At 64.4% G+C, this 18,854-nt stretch carries 15 protein-coding genes; 1 reads left to right on the top strand and 14 read right to left on the bottom strand.

The genetic code is table 11. The features are described 5' to 3' along the window. Positions 1-139: 139 nt before the first annotated feature. Together HDE76_RS13155 and HDE76_RS13150 are read right to left on the bottom strand one after the other, a co-directional pair. Entirely contained in the window at positions 140-1,273 is a 1,134-nt protein-coding gene (locus HDE76_RS13155) for a FecR domain-containing protein (protein ID WP_184508173.1), read from the bottom strand. Then, entirely contained in the window at positions 1,266-1,784 is a 519-nt protein-coding gene (locus HDE76_RS13150; protein ID WP_255481589.1) for a sigma-70 family RNA polymerase sigma factor, read from the bottom strand. Before HDE76_RS13150 ends, HDE76_RS13155 begins: the two co-directional genes overlap by 8 nt. A gap of 417 nt (positions 1,785-2,201) precedes the next feature. On the opposite strand from HDE76_RS13150, the gene HDE76_RS13145 reads away from it, so the two are divergent. Then, entirely contained in the window at positions 2,202-4,361 is a 2,160-nt protein-coding gene (locus HDE76_RS13145; protein WP_184508170.1) for a DUF6311 domain-containing protein, read from the top strand. Between the two features lie 46 nt (positions 4,362-4,407). Here HDE76_RS13145 and ubiA read toward each other — a convergent pair whose 3' ends face one another. From ubiA to HDE76_RS13085, 12 genes are all read right to left on the bottom strand, one after another. Next, positions 4,408-5,436, bottom strand: a complete 1,029-nt coding sequence (gene ubiA, locus HDE76_RS13140; protein ID WP_179481057.1) for a 4-hydroxybenzoate octaprenyltransferase — start codon at positions 5,434-5,436, stop codon at positions 4,408-4,410. 473 nt (positions 5,437-5,909) lie between these two features. Next, positions 5,910-7,499 carry a threonine ammonia-lyase, biosynthetic gene (ilvA, locus tag HDE76_RS13135; RefSeq protein ID WP_343205714.1) on the bottom strand — a complete coding sequence of 530 codons (1,590 nt, stop codon included), beginning with the start codon at positions 7,497-7,499 and terminating at the stop codon, positions 5,910-5,912. A gap of 20 nt (positions 7,500-7,519) precedes the next feature. Continuing rightward, the gene (gene ilvN, locus HDE76_RS13130) at positions 7,520-7,807 is read right to left on the bottom strand and encodes an acetolactate synthase small subunit (RefSeq protein WP_184508167.1); all 288 of its coding nucleotides are present in this window, start codon (positions 7,805-7,807) and stop codon (positions 7,520-7,522) included. Positions 7,808-7,818: 11 nt separating this feature from the next. Continuing rightward, on the bottom strand, positions 7,819-9,621 hold the full coding sequence (ilvB, locus tag HDE76_RS13125; protein WP_184508488.1) for a biosynthetic-type acetolactate synthase large subunit: 1,803 nt from the start codon (positions 9,619-9,621) through the stop codon (positions 7,819-7,821). A 175-nt stretch (positions 9,622-9,796) separates the two neighbouring features. After that, positions 9,797-10,153, bottom strand: coding sequence for a hypothetical protein (locus tag HDE76_RS13120; RefSeq protein ID WP_179481061.1), 357 nt, complete (start codon positions 10,151-10,153; stop codon positions 9,797-9,799). 82 nt (positions 10,154-10,235) lie between these two features. Beyond that, a complete protein-coding gene (gene ilvC / locus HDE76_RS13115; RefSeq protein ID WP_184508164.1) occupies positions 10,236-11,255 on the bottom strand; it encodes a ketol-acid reductoisomerase in 1,020 nt (339 codons plus the stop codon). Then, the gene (ilvD, locus tag HDE76_RS13110) at positions 11,252-12,988 is read right to left on the bottom strand and encodes a dihydroxy-acid dehydratase (RefSeq protein WP_184508161.1); all 1,737 of its coding nucleotides are present in this window, start codon (positions 12,986-12,988) and stop codon (positions 11,252-11,254) included. Before ilvD ends, ilvC begins: the two co-directional genes overlap by 4 nt. A gap of 123 nt (positions 12,989-13,111) precedes the next feature. Continuing rightward, positions 13,112-14,203 carry a 3-isopropylmalate dehydrogenase gene (gene leuB / locus HDE76_RS13105; RefSeq protein ID WP_184508159.1) on the bottom strand — a complete coding sequence of 364 codons (1,092 nt, stop codon included), beginning with the start codon at positions 14,201-14,203 and terminating at the stop codon, positions 13,112-13,114. Beyond that, entirely contained in the window at positions 14,200-14,793 is a 594-nt protein-coding gene (gene leuD / locus HDE76_RS13100) for a 3-isopropylmalate dehydratase small subunit (RefSeq protein ID WP_184508156.1), read from the bottom strand. The genes leuB and leuD overlap by 4 nt, the downstream gene beginning before the upstream one ends. Further along, on the bottom strand, positions 14,790-16,199 hold the full coding sequence (gene leuC, locus HDE76_RS13095) for a 3-isopropylmalate dehydratase large subunit (RefSeq protein ID WP_184508153.1): 1,410 nt from the start codon (positions 16,197-16,199) through the stop codon (positions 14,790-14,792). The genes leuD and leuC overlap by 4 nt, the downstream gene beginning before the upstream one ends. After that, on the bottom strand, positions 16,196-17,197 hold the full coding sequence (locus tag HDE76_RS13090; RefSeq protein ID WP_184508150.1) for a branched-chain amino acid transaminase: 1,002 nt from the start codon (positions 17,195-17,197) through the stop codon (positions 16,196-16,198). The genes leuC and HDE76_RS13090 overlap by 4 nt, the downstream gene beginning before the upstream one ends. A gap of 32 nt (positions 17,198-17,229) precedes the next feature. Then, positions 17,230-18,819 (bottom strand): 2-isopropylmalate synthase, encoded by a 1,590-nt coding sequence (locus HDE76_RS13085; protein ID WP_184508147.1) that lies wholly within the window; start codon positions 18,817-18,819, stop codon positions 17,230-17,232. Between the last annotated feature and the right edge of the window lie 35 nt (positions 18,820-18,854).

Genomic DNA, 18,854 nt, shown 5'->3' with positions numbered 1-18,854 from the left:
GCGGTGACCCTTGATGGTTGAATGCATGGCTGGCGACAGCGCGCGACGCGCGGCTTGCCGCCACATGACCATCTACGAGTGCCCGGCCAGCGAACCGGGTACCGCTGATTTGATGAATTTTTTCTTACAGCCGACGGTGTCAGCGTTTCGACGAAGCGGCCGCGACCACCCGTACACGGGCGCCATCGCGCTTCACTTGCACGCCGTGCAGGCTGGACAAGTACGCCAGAAAGGCATCGACATCGTGCGCGTGGAAGCGGCCGCTGATCCGCATGCGGGAAACCTGCGGATCGTCGATCATCAGCGCAGTGGTGGTGTACGCATTGAAGCGGCGCGCCACGTCGCCCACCGTGCTGTTGCGGAACTGGATATCCGCCGGAAGCCACGCCGTGGCCCGATCGATATCGGCGCGTTTGTTCGAGGCGATCACAGCACCGTCGGCGGCAACTACGGCCTGCTCGCCGCCGCCGAGATTCGCGACCACGTGGTTCGGCCCGGACGAACGGCCAAGCCGGCGCGCCAGCGCATCCAGCCATGGATGGGTGGGCGAGAGCACGTCGACCCGCCCGCTGATGACCGTCACCGCATTGCCGGCATCGTCGCGGCGCACTGCGAACACGGTACCGATATCCCGCAGCATGCTCGCGCCCAGACGTACCTGCAAAGGCCGCGAAGGATCCTTGCCTACGTCGAAGAGCGCATTGCCGTGCAGCAGCTCGATACGGCGCAAGCTTGGGCCGAAGTCCACCGCAATAGCGCTGTTGCGGTCCAGCTGCACGAGAGTGCCATCGGGCAGTTCCAGGCTATGCCCCTGGCCATTGGTCGAGGCGTAGACATCGCCGCTTGGCCGGCCGGGCGTAAACAGCAGCGCACCGCTCGTGAAAAGTCCTAACGCAGCGATGCCTGCGGCAGCCAGCCAGCGTTTTGATCGACGACGGCGAGGGCCCTCGCCGCGCGTCCTTTGCTTGGCCGGGACGCACGGCGTCTTGCGTTCGCCGTGCAGCGTGACGACCGCCGGCTCGCTCGCCGCCAGCGTGCGCAGCTCGGCGGTATCCATCGTCTCCATCGCGGCGGCGCCGCGCAGGTCGCCGTGCATGCGGGCGATGGCGAGGTATTCGCCCACATGCAGGGGCGACTGCTTCAGCCAGAGCAGAAATGCGAGCTGCTCGGTTGCCGACAATCCTTGGCGTTGATCCAGATACCAGCTGGCCGCCTGCTCGGTCGCGCGGCGCATATCGGCGCCGGAGACATCCCGTGTGGATCGATCAGTCATAGCGGCCCATTCCCTGACGGCACACGGCAAGCGCCTTGACGATATATTTCTTCACCATGCTGGCTGAAATGGACAGCTGCTCGCCGATTTCGCGATAGCTGAGTTCGTCGCGGTAATGCATCACCAGGACCGCCCGACATTTCGGCGACAGCCGTCCGATCAGTTCGCCCAGGCGCTGTCGTCGCACCTCGCGATCCACACCGGCGGCCGCGTCGCACGGCGTGGCCAGTCGCTCGATGATGTCCTCCAGGCCCTCAGTTCCCACGGGCGCACTGCGCCGCATCACCGCATGTTTCTTCATCAGGTTGGCGGCGATGGTATAGAGGTAGGCTTCGGGATTGCGGATGCTTTCCGCGCCGTGCTGATCGGCGGCGAGCAAGCGCAGATAGGTTTCCTGTACCAGATCCTGCGCGTCCCACGCGTGCGCCGTGCGCTTGAGGAAATAGCTGTTCAGCGGCGCGCGCTGTTCGGAAAACAGGCGCGAAAAGCCGTGGGCATGGTCCAGCTTCAAAGGCATGTCCACAGGGGAGAGATCGACCGGCAACTGTTTCCGAATCCACAAATCTAATGAGCCTTCATGACAGCGCCATGAAATAGCCGCCGACACACGCTCGAACAAGGTGCGATCTTGGTGGCGACAGTCGACAAGCGCGCAGATGCCAAAGGCCGCGCCGTGTGTTGTCCAAGCATGCGCGGGCGGCCTGCCACGGGTTCACGTCCTTGCGGTGGGGCATGGTCCCAAGTGGTTCAGCCGAACCTGTTCGCAATCGTTCAAGGCTTCAGTATGCTGACGAGCGAATTTACAGATTCGCGCTGTGTATGATGCTGTTTCTCTCGGCGGAATCGTTGCGAGCCGGCAGCGGATTGATTCCCTGCAGGGGTCCGTTCGGAACATTCACCGAACAATCCATCGGAACGACCGACGTTGATGAAAGTACAACTATCTTTTGACGCAGAACAAGAGCGGGTCGTGCAAAAACTGGCGCTTGTCGCCGCTCTGACGGGCGCGATCGTTTTCACTCTGCTGCTCGATCCGTCGATTGTCGATCCCTTCCGGATTGGATGGCTGGCCAGTGGCGACCCCGCGCAAAGTTATCTGGGTTGGCTGTTTTTTCGGCACGAGCCGTGGTCGCTCCCGCTGGGCCTCACGCACACGATGGGTATGGAGCAAGCCGGTTCGATCGTCTATTCCGATTCCATCCCGCTGCTGGCTATCACATTCAAGTTGCTGCGTGCATGGCTGCCGGAAGCATTTCAGTATCACGGATTGTGGCTGTGTGCCTGCTATGCCCTGCAGGGCTATTTTGCGCTGCGCCTGCTGGCGTTGTTTACCAGCCGTCGATCCGTGCTGGTTCTAGGCGTTCTGCTTTTTCTGCTCAGCCCGATCATGCTCTTCCGGGCGCAGTGGCATCTGGCGTTGACGGCGCACTGGTTCATTGTGGCGGCGCTCTATCTCTACTACGCGCCTCCACAAGGACGGCGGACCCTGCATTGGCTCGCCTTGCTTTGGCTGGCGCCATTGGTACACGCCTATCTTATGTTCATGGTGTACGCGATCTGGGCAGCTTACCTGCTTCGATACGGCGTGCTGGATCGCCGGTGGTCGATCGGCCGCGTGGCAACGGCGGCAGTCCTTTCGGTCGCCGGTTCGGTCTCGATCATGTGGCTGGCCGGCTATTTCCTCGACATGGATGTATCGAGCGGCGGCTTTGGTTATTTCTCGATGAATTTGCTTGCGCCCTTCTCGTGGATAGGTGCGGGGCCGGTTCTGCCGAACTCGCCGCAGGGCGCCACCTCGGGCCAGTACGAGGGTTTCAACCATCTCGGTATGGGTATCTTGATGGCGTTGATGCTTGGGATTTTTCATGCCATCGCCACACACTTTCGGCAACCCGGCAGCGCGGCGGGAAACTGGCAAAAAGCACCGGAATTGGCGCTCATCCTCAGCTGCGCCGTTCTGACATTGCTGGCGATAAGCAATGAAGTGACGTTGGGCTCCCGCGTGCTTTTTGTCTTGCCGATGTCCGCGAAAATCACATCGGCGATGAACGTATTTCGGGCGTCGGGAAGGTTGTTCTGGCCCGTTTACTATCTGTTGATGCTGGCTGCCGTACGAAGCACGTTGCGCTTTTCACGGCCTGTCTGCATCCGTGTATTGCTGTTGTTTTTTGTCGTACAGCTATTTGACCTGTTTCCTTTTTATCATGCGATCAATCGTGCTTCCACAGCCACGGTGGCCAACAGTAAATTTCCTGTCTTTCCGTCGGCGTTCTGGGCGCAGGCCCGATCGCGCTACGCGAATATCTACGTGATCCCCGGGCAATATAAAGACGGCGAGAATATTGCTTATGAGTCCTTGGCAGGCGCACATGGCTTTGCCATCGATACAGCGTATGCCGCGCGGCTACCTGCCGCCGCGTTGCAGGAGCCTCGTCAGATCCGACACGAACGGTTTTTCGAGGGCCTACTCGATCCCAATGGTCTTTATCTGATGCAATCATCAGCCCTTGGGTCGCTGAAAACAGCGCAGCGGTTATTTCCGCCAGACACCGGCATGGGGCTGATCGACGGAATGACGATCGTTGCTCCCGGCTGGTTCAAAAACGCGTCAGCCCCTTATCTGCATCGATTCGACATTAACGATTTTGCCGATGCCGCGATCGGAGAAACCTGCGTATTCGGTAAAGACGGCAATGGCATACCGTATATGCTGGCCGGATGGGGCGAGCCAGGGGATGACGCTACCTGGTCGGTGGGACCATCGGCAATTCTGGCTTTTCATGTGCCGCCGGGCGATGCTGACTTGAAGATTGTTCTGAATGTGGATGCCTATCTGCCAGAGGCTTTTCCACACCTGACAGTGAACGTGGACATGAACGGGCATCGTCTTGCGCGCTGGCAGTTCGAGCGAGGCAAGCCACCGCCGGATACGACCTTGCCGCTGCCGAGCGCCCTGAACCAAACGGACGGCAACATCGCATTACGCTTCACGTTCGACCAGGCCCGATCACCTTCTGAAAGTGGCGAGAGTGTCGATGCGCGCAAACTTGCCCTGCTGTTGCGCAGCGCCTCCATCCAGCGCAAGTGATCCTGATGCCGCGAAGCGTCTACGTGGCCGCTGTGTTGGCCGAAGATCAGCGCACGGCCAGCGCCAGCACGATGCCGATCCACAGCGTCACGCCGAGCCAGTTGTTGTGACGAAAGGCCGCGAGGCAGGCGTCCCTGGCGCGGTGGCGGATCAGCCATAGCTGGTAGCCGAATAGGGCGGCAGCGATGAGCAGCCCGACCCAGTACGGCCACCCCAGCGCGGCGCGCTGGCCGACAAACAGCATGGCCAGCAGGAAGGTGCCCATCAGGATACCTAGGATGGGCAGGTCGGCATCGCCGAACAGGATGGCGGTGGACTTCGCACCGGCCCGAATATCGTCCTCGCGATCGACCATTGCATACTCCGTGTCGTAGATCACCGACCACAGGATGTTGCCGATGAATAGCAGCCACGCCACCGGCGGCACGGCGCCGGCAACTGCGGCGAAGGCCATCGGGATCGACCAGCCGAACGCGGCGCCGAGCACCACCTGCGGCATGTGCGTGTAGCGCTTGGTAAACGGGTAGGCCGCCGCGAGCGCAGCGCCGATGAACGACAGTTTGATCGTCAGCGCATTGGTGAAAAGTACCAGCACGAACGCGAACGCGAGCAGCGCGACGAAAACGATCAGCGCCTCGCGTGGAGTGACGCGACCGCTGGCGATCGGTCGCCCTGCCGTACGAGCGACCTGCGGATCGAGCTTGCGGTCCGCATAGTCGTTGATGGCGCAGCCGGCCGCGCGCATCGCGAACACGCCGAGGGTAAAGACGATCAGCGGTTTCCACGGCGGAAAATCGCCGGCGGCCAGCCACAGCGCCCACCACGTCGGCCACAGCAACAGCAGCGCACCGATCGGCCGATCCATGCGCGTGAGCACGAGATAATCGAGCGCCTTCTCACGGTAGCGCGGCGGCAGCTTTTGCAAAAGCCAGTTCAGTACGCGCGTGGCGCGCGTCGAGCTGTCGGCCGGCCGTGGTGGTTTCTTCTCTATGGGCCTCGGGGCGCCGGGCCGCGTGCGCGGCGTGGACGAAGGTGCGGCTTTGCGCGGCTGACGTTTGCGGGGCGGTGGCGACATACCGACAGTCTAACGTGAGGCTTCGGCCTGTCGATGCCCGAGTCGTCGACCTGGCCGTCCGTGGCCAGTGCGACCCCGAGCAGAAGCTCCCGCGGTGGCGCGGAGTTAACGATAGCGTTGAATTAATTCAGGCAGCTCAATCCTCATCGCTCTGATTGGGCTGCCCAAACGGATGAAGCGTACGCGGCAGGCCTAAGGCGTGCCGCCGATCGCCTTAGAGAACGTCGTCGTCGCTATCCGGCTCCAATGGATCCGGATCAGCGTCGACTTCAGGATGCGAATGTCCCGGACTGTCTATCTCTCGCTCCGGCAAGCCTTTGCCGGGCTCGGCGAAGGGCGGTTGCGGATTCATCGGATTGCCTGGCATGAAACGGTGCTCCACGTTGTCTGGGAGCTCCAAGACTGGCGACGCGCACGTTAACGGCATGCGATTGCACAGTGAGGATAGCGATGACTACCGTTCGATAAGCCGGCTAAGTGCCGTTTACGATGGCAGTATCGTTACCGAGCAGCAGCCGATAGGCCGGATTTTCGCTCTCATCGGAATGCGGATAACCCAGCGTGCCGAGAAACTGCTGAAACATGGCGCGCTCGTGCGGCGGCACCTGGATGCCGACCAGGATGCGGCCGTAGTCGGCGCCGTGGTTGCGATAGTGAAACAGGCTGATGTTCCAGTCCGGGTGCATGTGTTCTAAAAAGCGCCGCAGCGCGCCGGGCCGCTCGGGAAATTCAAAGCGGTAGATTTGCTCGTCGCGGGCCAGCGCGGAGCGTCCGCCGATCATGTGACGCAGGTGCAGCTTCGCCAGCTCGTCGTCGGTCAGGTCGAGCACGCCGAAACCCTGCTCCTCGAACGCCTCGCGCAGCGCCTCGCGGTCGGCGCGAATGCCGATCTGCACACCGACAAAAATATGTGCCGAGGCGGCATCGCCGATGCGGTAGTTGAACTCGGTGATACTGCGCTGGCCCAGCGCGGCACAGAACCGCTTGAAGCTGCCGCGCTCCTCCGGCACGGTGACCGCGAATACCGCTTCGCGCTGTTCGCCGATGCTGGCGCGCTCGGCGACGAAGCGCAGCCGATCGAAATTCATGTTGGCACCGGAGACCACCGCCACCAGCGCGCCGTCGCTAGCGCCATGCGTGGCGACATACTGCTTGAGTCCGGCCAGCGCCAGCGCGCCGGCCGGCTCCGCCACGCTGCGAGTGTCCTGATAGATGTCGCCGATAGCCGCGCAGATGGCGTCGGTGTCCACCCGCAGCACGCTATCCACATGGCGCCGGCACAGTTCGAAAGTGTGCGCACCGACCTGCTTGACCGTGGTGCCGTCGGCAAACGGACCGACTTCCTCCAGCGCGACCCGTACGCCGCTTTCCAGCGATTGCGCCATGGCGTCGGAGTCGGCGGCCTGCACGCCGATCACCTTGATCCCCGGCCGCAGCGACTTGATGCAGGTCGCCACGCCAGCCAGCAGGCCGCCGCCGCCGACCGGCACGAACACTGCGTGCAGCGACTCGGGATGCTGGCGCAGGATTTCCAGGCCCACGCTGGCCTGTCCCGCGATCACGTCGATATCGTCGAACGGATGCACGAATACGCTGCCGAACTCGCGCTGCAGGCGCGAGGCCTCGACCTGCGCATCGCTGTAGGAATCGCCGACCAGCAGCACCTTGACGAAGGCACCGCCGAAGCGATAGACCGCGTCGATCTTCACTTGCGGGGCGGTGACCGGCATCACGATGGTGGCCTGGATGCCCAGCTTGGCCGCCGCCAGCGCGACGCCCTGCGCATGGTTGCCGGCGGACGCGGCGATGACGCCGCGCGCACGCTGAGTTTCGTCGAGTTTCACCATGCGGTTATAGGCGCCGCGCAGCTTGAACGAGAAAACGGTCTGCTGATCTTCGCGTTTCAGCCAGACGTCGCTGCCGGTTTTCGAGGACAGCAGGGGAGCGAATTCCAGCGGCGACTCGCGCGCCACGTCGTAGACCTGCGACGACTGCGCGCGACTGACCATCTCGCTGTCGTTGGGTGTATCGACAACCTCGACTGGCTGCGGCGTTGCCGCGATGAGGGATTCAACGCGGGCATTCACGAGTGTGAGGGTACCGCGGCAAGTCGTGCGCTCTCGCTCTCGCCGTCCTCAGGCATGAGCGTGATCACGTCGAGCACGTCGATCAGCTTGCGCGTCTGCCGCACGATCTGCTCCAGCGTGGCCTCGTCGCCGTGCAGCACCAGGGTCAGCTGGGAGATCGCCGGGTCGATGGTGGCGGCGACGTTGAGCGCGTCGATATTGACGTGGCGCGCGGCAAACATGCCGGCGACGCGGGCGAGCGCGCCGGATTCGTTCTGCAGCAGTATGGAAAGCGTGTGGCGCATGGGTTCGGGCCTCAAAACATGTCGACAAGCGGCGTGGACGTCACGGGCGGCGCCGCACTGGCATCGCGCGCCGCGATGTGTTCACCGGTGATCATCTGTGCATAGGTGGCGCCGGGGCCCACCATCGGATAGACGCCGGCATCGGGGTCGATCATCACTTCGAGAAAGGCGGGGCCCTCGAAGCGCAGGAAGTCGGCGACGGTGCTCGCCATGTCCTGTGGATGCTCCAGCCGCTTCGCCCACTGGAAGCCGTCGGCCTGGGCGGTCTTGACGAAATCCTTGGTGCGCAAGCTTTTGTCCGAGGCGGCGAAGCGGCCCATGAAATACAGCTTCTGCCACTGCCGCACCATGCCGTCGCCGAGGTTGTTGAACACCAGCACTTTCACTGGCAGGTTGTAGGTGGTGCAAACCTCCAGTTCGCCGATATTCATGCGGATGCTGGCGTCGCCGTCGATGTCAATCACCAGCGCATCGCGCCTGGCGAACTGCGCGCCGATCGCCGCCGGCAGGCCGAAACCCATCGTGCCCATCGAGCCCGAGGTCAGCCACTGGCGTGGTTCGCGAAACGCCGAGTACTGCGCTGCCCACATCTGGTGCTGGCCGACGCCGGTGCTGATGATGGCGCGGCCGTGCGTAGTCTTGTTGATCTCCTCGATCACCGCGTACGGCTGGATCAACGCGCTGGCGCGGTCGTAGTTCATCGCATGCACGCGCTTGAGTTCGGCGATGTGCGCGTGCCACGTCTGCAGTGAGGGCCGCTTGCCGTGCGTTTTGCCGTATTGGGTCAGGCGTTCCAGCGTGCGCACCATCGGTCCGCAGTGATGCCACTGGATCGCCTTGACCTTGCCGAACTCGGCCGGATCGATATCGATCTGCGCGATGAACTTGGCGCGCGGCGCGAATTTGTCCGGCACGCCGGCCACGCGGTCGTCGAAGCGGGCGCCCAGCGTCAGGATGAAATCGCAGTCCTCGACCGCGTAGTTGGCGTAGGCCGTGCCGTGCATGCCGAGCATGTGCAGCGACAGCGCGTCGCCGGTGTCGAGCGCGCCCAGTCCCATCAGCGTGGTGGTGACCGGCAGCCCGAAAGCATCGACGAAGGCGCGCAGCGCCTGCGAAGCTTCGGCGGCAATCACGCCGCCGCCGGCGTAGATCAGCGGCCGCTGCGCCGCATCCAGCGCGGCGAAAAAAGCGGCGCATTCCGCATCGTCCAGCCGCGCTTCTTCCACCGCGCGCAGGCGCGCACGATAGCCCGGAATCGGCAGCCGCGACTGGCCGTCGAAAGTCAACGCGGTGTTCTGCACGTTCTTCGGAATATCCACCACCACCGGACCCGGCCGGCCGCTGCGCGCAATTTCAAAGGCCGTGCGCAGCGTCGCTTCCAGCGCCTCGGCTTCGGTGACCAGGAACACGTGTTTGGCACAGGCGCCCATGATGTTGCTGACCGGCGCCTCCTGAAACGCGTCGCTGCCCAGCGAGGTGGTGGCGACCTGGCCGCAGATCACCACCATCGGCGTGGAATCGGCCATCGCGTCGCGCACCGGGGTCACCATATTCGTGGCGCCGGGGCCGGAGGTGACCACGGCCACGCCGACCTTGCCCGAGGCGCGTGCATAACCCGACGCCATGAAGCCCGCGCCCTGCTCGTTGGCAGGCACGATCAGCGGCATCGGCTCGCTGCCATCGGCGCGCAGGTGCTCCGCGTTGTAGCGGTACAGCGCGTCGTAGACCGGCAGAATGGCACCGCCGGAATAGCCGAACATCACCTCGACGCCCTCGTCGGCGAGCACCTGTACTACCACGTCGGCACCGCTCATCGGCGTGCCGGCGAGCGGATGCCTTGCGTCGTCGATGGCGATGGAGGGTATCGGCTTGTGCGCTTTCAGCGTTTGCGTAGTCACGTGAATTGTCCTGAGTCAGCACGTATCGGCTGTGTGCGGAATATCGGCTTGCTATTGGCGAGCCCATTCGGAGCGTCGATCGTTTGGACGTCTAGTTGCGGATGAGCTCGAGCGCATCCATGTCGATATTGACCATGGCGTAGGTCGGTTCGCCGTAGATCGACTCGATCAGCGCCTCCTGATCGGTGACGGAAAAATTCTCCCATTCGATCCCGTTGGGGTCTTTGGAAATGGTGAAGCCCTTGGCTTCGTCGTCCTCGAAGCCGATATGCCGGACCTGGCCGGCCTGCTCGGGCATTTCGTTGATCGAGAAATTCAACTGCCGGGTGCGCCACAGGGCGTACTTATCGCGTACGACCAGCTGCGGTTGCTGGCCGAGTCGCGCGCTGTAATCGGCAATGGAGTCATCGAGGTTGCGCACAGCCAGAGCGATATGGAAACGTTTCATGAGCATTCCTTGATGAGATGTTGCGGTTGGGTGTGACGGCCGCCGCGCGGATGGCATCGCTCGGCGGCCGTGGTGCTTAGCTTCAGCCGACTTTCTTCAGCGGCTCGGCGGCCGGTGCCGCCTTGCTCGACTGCAGCCACGGCATGCGCGCGCGCAGCTCCTTGCCGACCTTCTCGATAGGATGATCGAGATCGGCCTGCTTGAACTTCTTGTAGTTCGGCAGGCCGGCCTTGTATTCGGCCGTCCAGTTCTTCGCGAAAGTGCCGTCCTGGATGTCGGTGAGCACGTCCTTCATGCGCTGCTTGGTGGCGGCATCGACAATGCGCGGGCCGCTGACGTAGTCGCCGTACTGCGCGGTTTCGGAGACAAACTCGAGCATGCGGGTGATGCCGCCCTCGTAGAACAGGTCGACGATCAGCTTCAGCTCGTGCATCACTTCGTAATAGGCGATCTCGGGCTGGTAGCCGGCTTCGACCAGGGTTTCGAAGCCGGCGATGACCAGTTCGCTGGCGCCGCCGCAGAGCACGGCCTGCTCGCCGAACAGATCGGTCTCGGTTTCTTCCTTGAAATCGGTCTGGATCAGCATGGCGCGACCGCCGCCGATGCCGTCGGCATAGGCCTTGGTGGTGGCCTCGGCGTGGCCGCTGACGTCCTGATACACCGCCCAGATGCACGGCACGCCGCGACCGCGCTCGTACTCGCTGCGCACCAGCGCACCAGGGCCTTTGGGGGCGACCAGGATCACGTCGATATCGGCGCGCGGCTTGATCTGGCCGAAGTGGATATTGAAGCCGTGCGCGAACAGCAGCGCAGCGCCGGGCTTGATATTCGGCTCGATCACGTCCGTGTACAACGTGGGCTGCACCATGTCCGGCGTCAGCACGGCGACAAGGTCGGCACCTTTCACCGCTTCGGCAGGCTCGACCACGGCGAAGCCGTCGGCCTCGGCTTTTTTCCAGGTCGGACCGCCGGGGCGCAGGCCAATCACCACATCGAGGCCGGAATCCTTCAGGTTCAGCGCATGGGCGCGGCCCTGGCTGCCGTAGCCGAGCACGGCGATGCGCGCCTTGGCGAGAGTGTCGTTGGTGGTGGCGTTGCTCATGCGGTGGCTCCTGGGTTCGATGGGGTAGGCGTTGTTGGGGTGGAAGAGGTTTTGGACGTCTGAATGGCCGGACGGCTGGAGGCATTGGACGGTTGGGTCGTGGCGCCATCGGAGGCGGAGCCGACCAGCAGCGCGTACTTGGCCAGCGCGCCATGGGTGACTTTGGGTGCCGGCGGATGCCAGTCGGCGCGGCGCTTGGCCAGATCGACGCTGGTGCGCAGCTCGCGCTTTTCGGCGTCGATGATCACGGCGTCGCCTTCGCGCAGCAGCGCAATCGGGCCACCGCGAGCGGCTTCCGGTGCGATGTGGCCGACCATGAAGCCGTGGGTCGCGCCGGAGAAACGGCCGTCGGTGATCAGGGCCACGTCGTTGCCAAGGCCGCGTCCGATCAGCGCGGCGGTGACGCCGAGCATCTCGCGCATGCCGGGCCCGCCGGCCGGGCCTTCGTTGCGGATCACGATGACGTCGCCGGCGTGAATCTGATCGCCCTGCACGGCGGCGAAGGCTTCCTCTTCACTCTCGAAGACGCGTGCCTTGCCCTCGAACTGACCGCTGTCCTTGCCGGCCAGCTTGAGGATGCAGCCGTCCGGTGCGAGGTTGCCGTACAGGATGGAGTACCCACCGCGCGGCTTCAGCGGGCTACTGACCGGATGCACCACGTCCTGCTTGTCGGCGCGCGGTGCGGCGGCGGCTTCCTCGAACAGGCTGCGGCCGGTGACCGTCGGCGCATCGTCCAGCATGTCGACGGCGATCAGCTCCTGCGCCACGCGGCCGCTGCCGCCGGCACCAAAGAGTTCTACCGCGGTGTAGCGGCCGGCCGGCAGCAGGTCGGCAATCACCGGCGTGTGCACCGAGGCCGGCTCGAAATCTTCCAGGTTCCATTCGATGCCGGCTTCGCGCGCGATCGCCAGCAGATGCAACACCGCGTTGGTCGAACCGGCTGTCGCCGCGACCATGCGCGCGGCGTTGCGGAACGAAGTGCGGCTGAGCAGGTCGAGCGGTTTGCGGTCCTCCCTGAAACATTCCATCACTAATTCGCCACAGCGGAACGCCGCGTGCCCCTTGGCGGGATGCGTGGCTGGAATATCGTTCAGGCCCATCGGCGACAGGCCCAGCGTGGTCAGCACCATCGCCATCGTGTTGGCGGTGAACTGGCCGCCGCAGGCGCCGGCGCCGGGACAGGCGTCTTTCTCCACCGAGGTCAGCTCGGCGTCGCTGATCTTGCCGGCGCCGTGCGCGCCGACGGCTTCGAACACCTGCTGGATGGTGATCGGATGGCTGTCGTGCGTGCCGTGCGCGATGCTGCCGCCGTAAAGCGCGACGGCAGGGATGTTGAGTCGCGCCATCGCCATCGCTGCGGCGGGAATGGTCTTGTCGCAGCCGCACAGCACCACCATCGCGTCCAGGCAGTGGCCGTCGACGGCCAGCTCGATCGAGTCGGTGATGACCTCGCGGCTGATCAGCGAGGCGCGCATGCCCGAGGTACCCATGGCGATGCCGTCGGTCACCGCGATGGTGTTGAATTCGATCGGCGTACCGCCGGCGGCGCGCACGCCGGCCGCGGCATGTTCGGCCAGTTCGCGCAGGTTGAGGTTGCACGGGCTGACGTTGGACCACGTATGCACGATCGCTACCAGCGGCTTGGCGATCGCTTCATCGTCCAGTCCGGTAGCGCGCAGCATCGCGCGGGCGGGAGCCCGGTCGGGGCCGGTTTTTATCTGATCACTACGCATGAAAGATTCCAGAAGTTTTAAGTGACGCCGGTAAGAAACGCCTCTGCCGAAACGGCGGCAGAAAAAAACTGGACATGTCCGTATGTCCAATCGGGGAACTGCAAGGATGTTGCTGCGAGGACCTCATGCGCTGGCACCGGCGAACGAGGCGTCGGAGGTTTCGACGTGATGCTCGAGTGCGCGCAGCACGGCATCGCGCACTGCTTCAGTGCCCGCATCGCCGCCGATGTCGCGGGTATGCGGGCCGTCGCGCAGCACCTGGCTCACGGCAGCCTCGATCGCGGCCGCCTCGGCGTCCAGATGCAGCGAATGACGCAACAGCATCGCGGCGGAAAGGATCGCACCGGTCGGATTGGCGATTCCCTTGCCGGCGATATCAGGCGCCGAGCCGTGGATCGGTTCGTATAGCCCGTTGCGCCCGTCGCCCAGCGATGCCGACGGCAGCAGGCCGAGCGAACCGGCAATCGCGGCTGCTTCATCGGTGAGGATGTCGCCGAACAGGTTCTCGGTGACCACCACGTCGTAGTGCGAGGGCTGGGTCAGCAGCAGCATCGCCATCGAATCGACCAGCTGATGCTCGACGGTGACGTCGGCATAGTCCGGCGCGATGCGCTGCACCGTGCTGCGCCACAGTCGCGAGGTTTCCAGCACGTTGGCCTTGTCCACCGAGGTGAGGTGCTTCTTGCGGCCGCGCGCCAGATCGAAGGCGCGGCGCACCACGCGCTCGATCTCGTGCACGGTGTATTTGCACTCGTCGGTGGCGGTGTCGTCGGTGCGCGTCTTGGCACCGAAGTAGGTGCCCCCGGTGAGTTCGCGCACGAACAGCACGTCCACGTTTTTCAGCTTGTCGTTCTTCAGCGGCGACAGGTTGGCCAGCGACGGATGCACCTGCAGCGGACGCAGGTTGGCGTACACGCCCAGCGCCGCGCGCAGCGCCAGCAGGCCCTGCTCCGGGCGAACCTTGGCGTTCGGGTCGGACCACTTCGGACCACCGACCGCACCCAGCAGCACCGCATCGGCGCGCCTGCACGCGTCGAGCGATGCAGCCGGCAGCGGCTCGCCGAACGCATCGATGGCGCTGCCGCCGATCGCGTGCTCCTCGAACTGGAATTCGTGGCCGCCGTGTTTGGCGACCGCTTTCAGAACGGCGACGGCCGCTGCGGTGACTTCGGGGCCGACGCCGTCGCCGGGCAGGGTGACGATATGCGCCTTCATGCGGCGACCTCCTGCCGTTCGTGCTGACGTTCATAAGCGCTGATGGCCTCGTCCTGCTGAAGCAGGTAGCCGAGCTGATCGACGCCGTTGAGCAGGCAGTGCTTGGCGAAGGGTTCGAGCTCGAAGCCGATGCGGCTGCCGTCGGGCAGCTCGACGAACTGCTCGCGCACGTCGATGCTCAACTCGATGCCGGGCTGCTCTAGCAGACGCCGGTGGGCATCGGCCGGCAGCACGATGGTGAGCAGGCCGTTCTTCAGCGAATTGCTGCGGAAGATGTCCGCGATCTCGGACGAGATCACAGCCTGCAGGCCGAAATCGAGCAGCGCCCACGGCGCGTGTTCGCGCGACGAGCCGCAGCCGAAGTTGTGGCCGGCCACCAGAATCGCGCAGCCTTTCGTTTCCGTTTTGTTGAGCGGGAAATCGGGGTTGTCGCTGCCGTCGGCCTGGTAGCGCCAGTCGTTGAACGCGTACTTGCCCAGCCCCGAGCGCTCGGTGGTGGTCAGAAAACGCGCCGGGATGATGCGGTCGGTATCGATGTTCTCGAACGGCAGCACCGCGGTGCGCGAGCGGATTTCGGTGACGGGCTTCATGCGGCCTGCTCCAGAAAGGCGGATGGGTCGGTGATTTGGCCGGTGACCGCAGCGACCGCCGCCACCAGCGGGCTGGCCAGCACGGTGCGTGCACCCTTGCCCTGCCGACCTTCGAAGTTACGATTGCTGGTGGACACCACCAGCTGGCCCGGCTGGGCGATGTCGCCGTTCATGCCGATGCACATCGAGCAGCCGGCTTCGCGCCATTCGGCGCCCGCGGCGCGGAACACTTCGTCCAGGCCTTCCGCCTCGGCTTCGCGCTTGATCAGCACCGAGCCCGGCACGATCAATGCGCGCACGCCGGGGGCGACTTTACGGCCGCGCATCACGTTGGCAGCTTCGCGCAGATCGGATAGGCGCGAATTGGTGCAGCTGCCGACAAAGACCACGTCGACTTTCTCGCCGGTCAGCTGCTGGCCGCCGCTGAACTGCATATAGGCCAGCGCTTTTTCTTCCTGCGCATCGCGGGCGGCGGGAATCGCCGCGCCGATCGGCGTGACCATGCCCGGATGCGTGCCGTAGGTGATGGTGGCGCCGATGTCGGCGGCGTCGATGAATACCTCGTTGTCGTAGCGCGCGCCCTCGTCGGTCACCAGGGTTTTCCAGTGCTTGACGGCGGCGTCCCAGGCGGCGCCCTGCGGCGCGCGCGGACGGCCCTTGAGCCAGGCGAACGTGGTTTCGTCGGGGGCGATCAGGCCGGCGCGGGCGCCTGCTTCGATCGACATGTTGCAGACGGTCATGCGCTGTTCCATCGACAAGGCCTCGATGGCACTGCCGCGGTATTCGATCACCTGGCCGGTGCCGCCGCCCACGCCGATGCTGCCGATCACATGCAGGATCAGATCCTTCGCGCCGACGCCGGGCTTGAGCTTGCCGCTGACGTGGATGGCCAGCGTCTTGGGCTTGCGCTGCAGCAGGCACTGCGTGGCCAGCACGTGGCCGACTTCGGTGGTGCCGATGCCGAAGGCCAGCGCGCCGAACGCGCCGTGCGTGGCGGTGTGGCTGTCGCCGCACACGATCGTCATGCCCGGCTGGGTGGCGCCGTACTCGGGCCCGATCACGTGCACGATGCCGCGGTGATCGCTACCCCAGCCGTTCAACTCGATGCCGAATTCTGCGCAGTTGGCCTGCAGCATGTGCACCTGCTGTTCGGCTTCGGGTGTGACATAGGTGTAGTGGCCGGCCGCATCGGCGGGCGTGGTCGGGGTGGAATGATCCAGTGTCGCCAGTACCTTGTCGGGCCGGCGCACGGGCAGGCCACGCTGGCGCAGTTCGGTGAATGCCTGTGGTGTGGTCACCTCATGGATCAGGTGCAGATCCACATAGAGGGTTGCCGGAGTGGCCTCGGTTTCGGCCACGACCTCATGGGCATCCCAGACTTTTTCGAATAGCGTTTTCGCAGTCATCCGATGATCTCCAGAGTGGATGGCTCGTGGTGAGGAGTGCGGCCATGGATGGCCGCTTCTTGATCTTCGCGGTCAGGGACGACCGCACTAACAGGCGTCAACCAACCTCTGGTGTCTTCGGTACGCCCATCGAACAGGCCGAAGAAGGCCTGCTGCAGCGACCGCGTGATCGGGCCGGGTTCGCCCTTGCCCACCGGCTTGCGATCGACCGAGCGCACCGGCGTGACTTCCGCGGCGGTGCCGGTCATGAAGATCTCGTCGGCCGAGTACAGCGCCTCGCGCGGCATGTCGCGCTCTTCCACGCGCAGGCCCATCTCTTCGGCCAGGGTGATGATGCTGTCGCGGGTGATGCCGGCCAGAATGCCGGCGCTGGTCGGCGGGGTGAACAGCCGGCCTTTTTTCACCAGGAACAGATTCTCGCCGGCGCCTTCGCTGAGCAGGCCGTTGTGGCCCAGCGCGATGCCTTCGTCGTAGCCGCCACGGCGCGCTTCAAACGCGATCAGCTGGCTGCTGAGGTAATTGCCGCCGGCCTTGGCCCAGCTCGGGAAGGTGTTGGGCGCGGCGCGATTCCACGACGACACGCAGACGTCGGCACCGACCTCCAGCGCATCGCCCAGATACGCACCCCAGTCCAGCGCCATGATCGACACGTCCACCGGCGAACCGTCGCGCGGCAGCACGCCGAGCCCACCGGCGCCGCGAAACACGATCGGTCGCACGTACGCCGAGGCCATCTCGTTTGCGCGGATCAGTTCGATGCAGGCGGCGTTGATCTCCTCTTCGGTGTAGCCGATGTCGATCTCGTACATGCGGGCCGACTCGAACAGCCGCTGCGTGTGATCGGCCAGACGGAAATACGCCGGTCCGCGATGCGTCGCGTACACGCGCTCGCCTTCGAACACCGAGGAGCCGTAATGCAGGGCGTGCGCGCTGACGTGGACGGTGGCCTCTGCCCAGGGCTTGATGCGGCCGTTGTGCCAGATGAAAGGTGTAGTCATGACGAGTTCCGAAAGAAGTGCGGTGCGTGTGATCAGAGATGTGCGACGGCAACGCGCTGCGTGGCCGGCGTGTGTCGTTCGATACGGTTGACGATGTCCAGCGCCGCCAGCGCGGTTGCCTCGACGATGTCGGTGCTGATGCCGTGACCGTGCCAGTCGCGCTCGTTGTGGCGAGCGGTGAGCTGCGCATGGCCCTGCGCGTCGCCGCCTTCGCTGACCGAGCGCACGGAGAAATCGGTCAGCTTCATTTCACTGCCGGCGGCACGCTCGATCGCGCGCAATACGGCGTCGACCGGACCATCGCCGATCGCCGCTTCGCTGGTTTCGCGGCCGTCGTCGTGCGCCAGCTTTACCGATGCCGAGGCGCCGCCACCCAGATGCGTGGCGCTGGTGAGCTGCACGATCCGCCACGGCCCGGCCATGTCCGGATCCAGACCCATGGCGATCGCTTCCAGATCTTCGTCGTGGATTTCGCGCTTCTTATCGGCCAGCGTCTTGAAGCGCGCGAAGATGTCGTCCATCGCGGTTTCCTCCACGGCGTGGCCCAGGCTTTCCAGACGCTGGCGTAAGGCTGCGCGGCCGGAGTGCTTGCCCAGCACCATGCGCACTTCGGGAATGCCGACATCTTCCGAGCGCATGATTTCGTAAGTGCCGCGGTGTTTCAGCATGCCGTGCTGGTGGATGCCCGACTCGTGCGCGAAGGCGTTATCGCCGACGATGGCCTTGTTGCGCGGCACGTGCTGGCCGGTGATCTGGGTCAGCAGGCGCGAGGTCGGATGCAGCTTGCGCGTGTCGATGCGCGTGTCAACGCCGAAATAGTGCCCGCGCACCTTCAGCGCCATCACGATTTCTTCCAGGGAGGCGTTGCCGGCGCGCTCGCCGATGCCATTGATGGTGCATTCCACCTGACGCGCGCCGGCGCTGATCGCGGCCATGCTGTTGGCCACCGCCATGCCCAGATCGTCGTGGCAATGGCTGGAGAGCACCACCTTGTCCGCGCCCTTGACGTTGTTGCGCAGGTAGGTGAACAGCTCGAAGATTTCCGACGGCGTGGTGTAACCGACCGTATCCGGCGCATTGACGGTGGTGGCACCGGCCGCGATGGCGGCGCTGAACACTTCCACCAGGAATTCGGGTTCAGTACGTAACGCGTCCTCGGCGGAGAACTCCACCTCGTGGCAGAGGCCGCGAGCGCGCTCCACTGCCATCACGGTAGCGTCCAGCACCTGCGCCTTGCTCATGCGCAGCTTGTGCTCGCGATGCAGCGGGCTGGTCGACAGGAACACGTGGATGCGCGAACGCCATGCTTTTTCCAGCGCGCGGCCGGTGGTGTCGATATCGCCGGCCTGGCAGCGCGCCAGGCCGCAGACGGTCGTGGTCTTCAGCAAGCGGGCGATGTCGGCCACGGCCGCGAAGTCATCCGGCGAGGCCTGCGGAAACCCGGCCTCGAGTACGTCGACGCCCAGCGCTTCCAGCGCCTGCGCCATGCGCAGCTTGGCACGACGGTCCATCGAGAAGCCGGGCGCCTGTTCGCCGTCGCGCAGGGTGGTATCGAAAATTCGCACGTGATCGGCCGCTACGTCGCTAATGCCGTCGTCAGATGGTTGATTTGGATTTTTCATCATGGCTCCGCTGTGTTGTGCGTTGCTGGAGGCAA

Source organism: Rhodanobacter sp. ANJX3, from assembly GCF_014200755.1.
GTDB lineage: Bacteria > Pseudomonadota > Gammaproteobacteria > Xanthomonadales > Rhodanobacteraceae > Rhodanobacter.
Note: the sequence above shows the minus strand (reverse complement) of the source record. Positions and strands in the feature narration are given on the sequence as shown.

What these genes read in the sequence shown, in the direction of transcription:
- HDE76_RS13155 (WP_184508173.1), bottom strand. Translation starts at nt 1,273, where the DNA reads ATGACTGATCGATCCACACGGGATGTCTCCGGCGCCGATATGCGCCGC.
- HDE76_RS13120 (WP_179481061.1), bottom strand. Translation starts at nt 10,153, where the DNA reads ATGAAACGTTTCCATATCGCTCTGGCTGTGCGCAACCTCGATGACTCC.
- ubiA (WP_179481057.1), bottom strand. Translation starts at nt 5,436, where the DNA reads ATGTCGCCACCGCCCCGCAAACGTCAGCCGCGCAAAGCCGCACCTTCG.
- leuD (WP_184508156.1), bottom strand. Translation starts at nt 14,793, where the DNA reads ATGAAGCCCGTCACCGAAATCCGCTCGCGCACCGCGGTGCTGCCGTTC.
- leuC (WP_184508153.1), bottom strand. Translation starts at nt 16,199, where the DNA reads ATGACTGCGAAAACGCTATTCGAAAAAGTCTGGGATGCCCATGAGGTC.
- HDE76_RS13145 (WP_184508170.1), top strand. Translation starts at nt 2,202, where the DNA reads ATGAAAGTACAACTATCTTTTGACGCAGAACAAGAGCGGGTCGTGCAA.
- ilvN (WP_184508167.1), bottom strand. Translation starts at nt 7,807, where the DNA reads ATGCGCCACACGCTTTCCATACTGCTGCAGAACGAATCCGGCGCGCTC.
- ilvC (WP_184508164.1), bottom strand. Translation starts at nt 11,255, where the DNA reads ATGAGCAACGCCACCACCAACGACACTCTCGCCAAGGCGCGCATCGCC.
- leuB (WP_184508159.1), bottom strand. Translation starts at nt 14,203, where the DNA reads ATGAAGGCGCATATCGTCACCCTGCCCGGCGACGGCGTCGGCCCCGAA.
- HDE76_RS13090 (WP_184508150.1), bottom strand. Translation starts at nt 17,197, where the DNA reads ATGACTACACCTTTCATCTGGCACAACGGCCGCATCAAGCCCTGGGCA.
- ilvB (WP_184508488.1), bottom strand. Translation starts at nt 9,621, where the DNA reads ATGAGCGGTGCCGACGTGGTAGTACAGGTGCTCGCCGACGAGGGCGTC.
- ilvD (WP_184508161.1), bottom strand. Translation starts at nt 12,988, where the DNA reads ATGCGTAGTGATCAGATAAAAACCGGCCCCGACCGGGCTCCCGCCCGC.
- HDE76_RS13085 (WP_184508147.1), bottom strand. Translation starts at nt 18,819, where the DNA reads ATGAAAAATCCAAATCAACCATCTGACGACGGCATTAGCGACGTAGCG.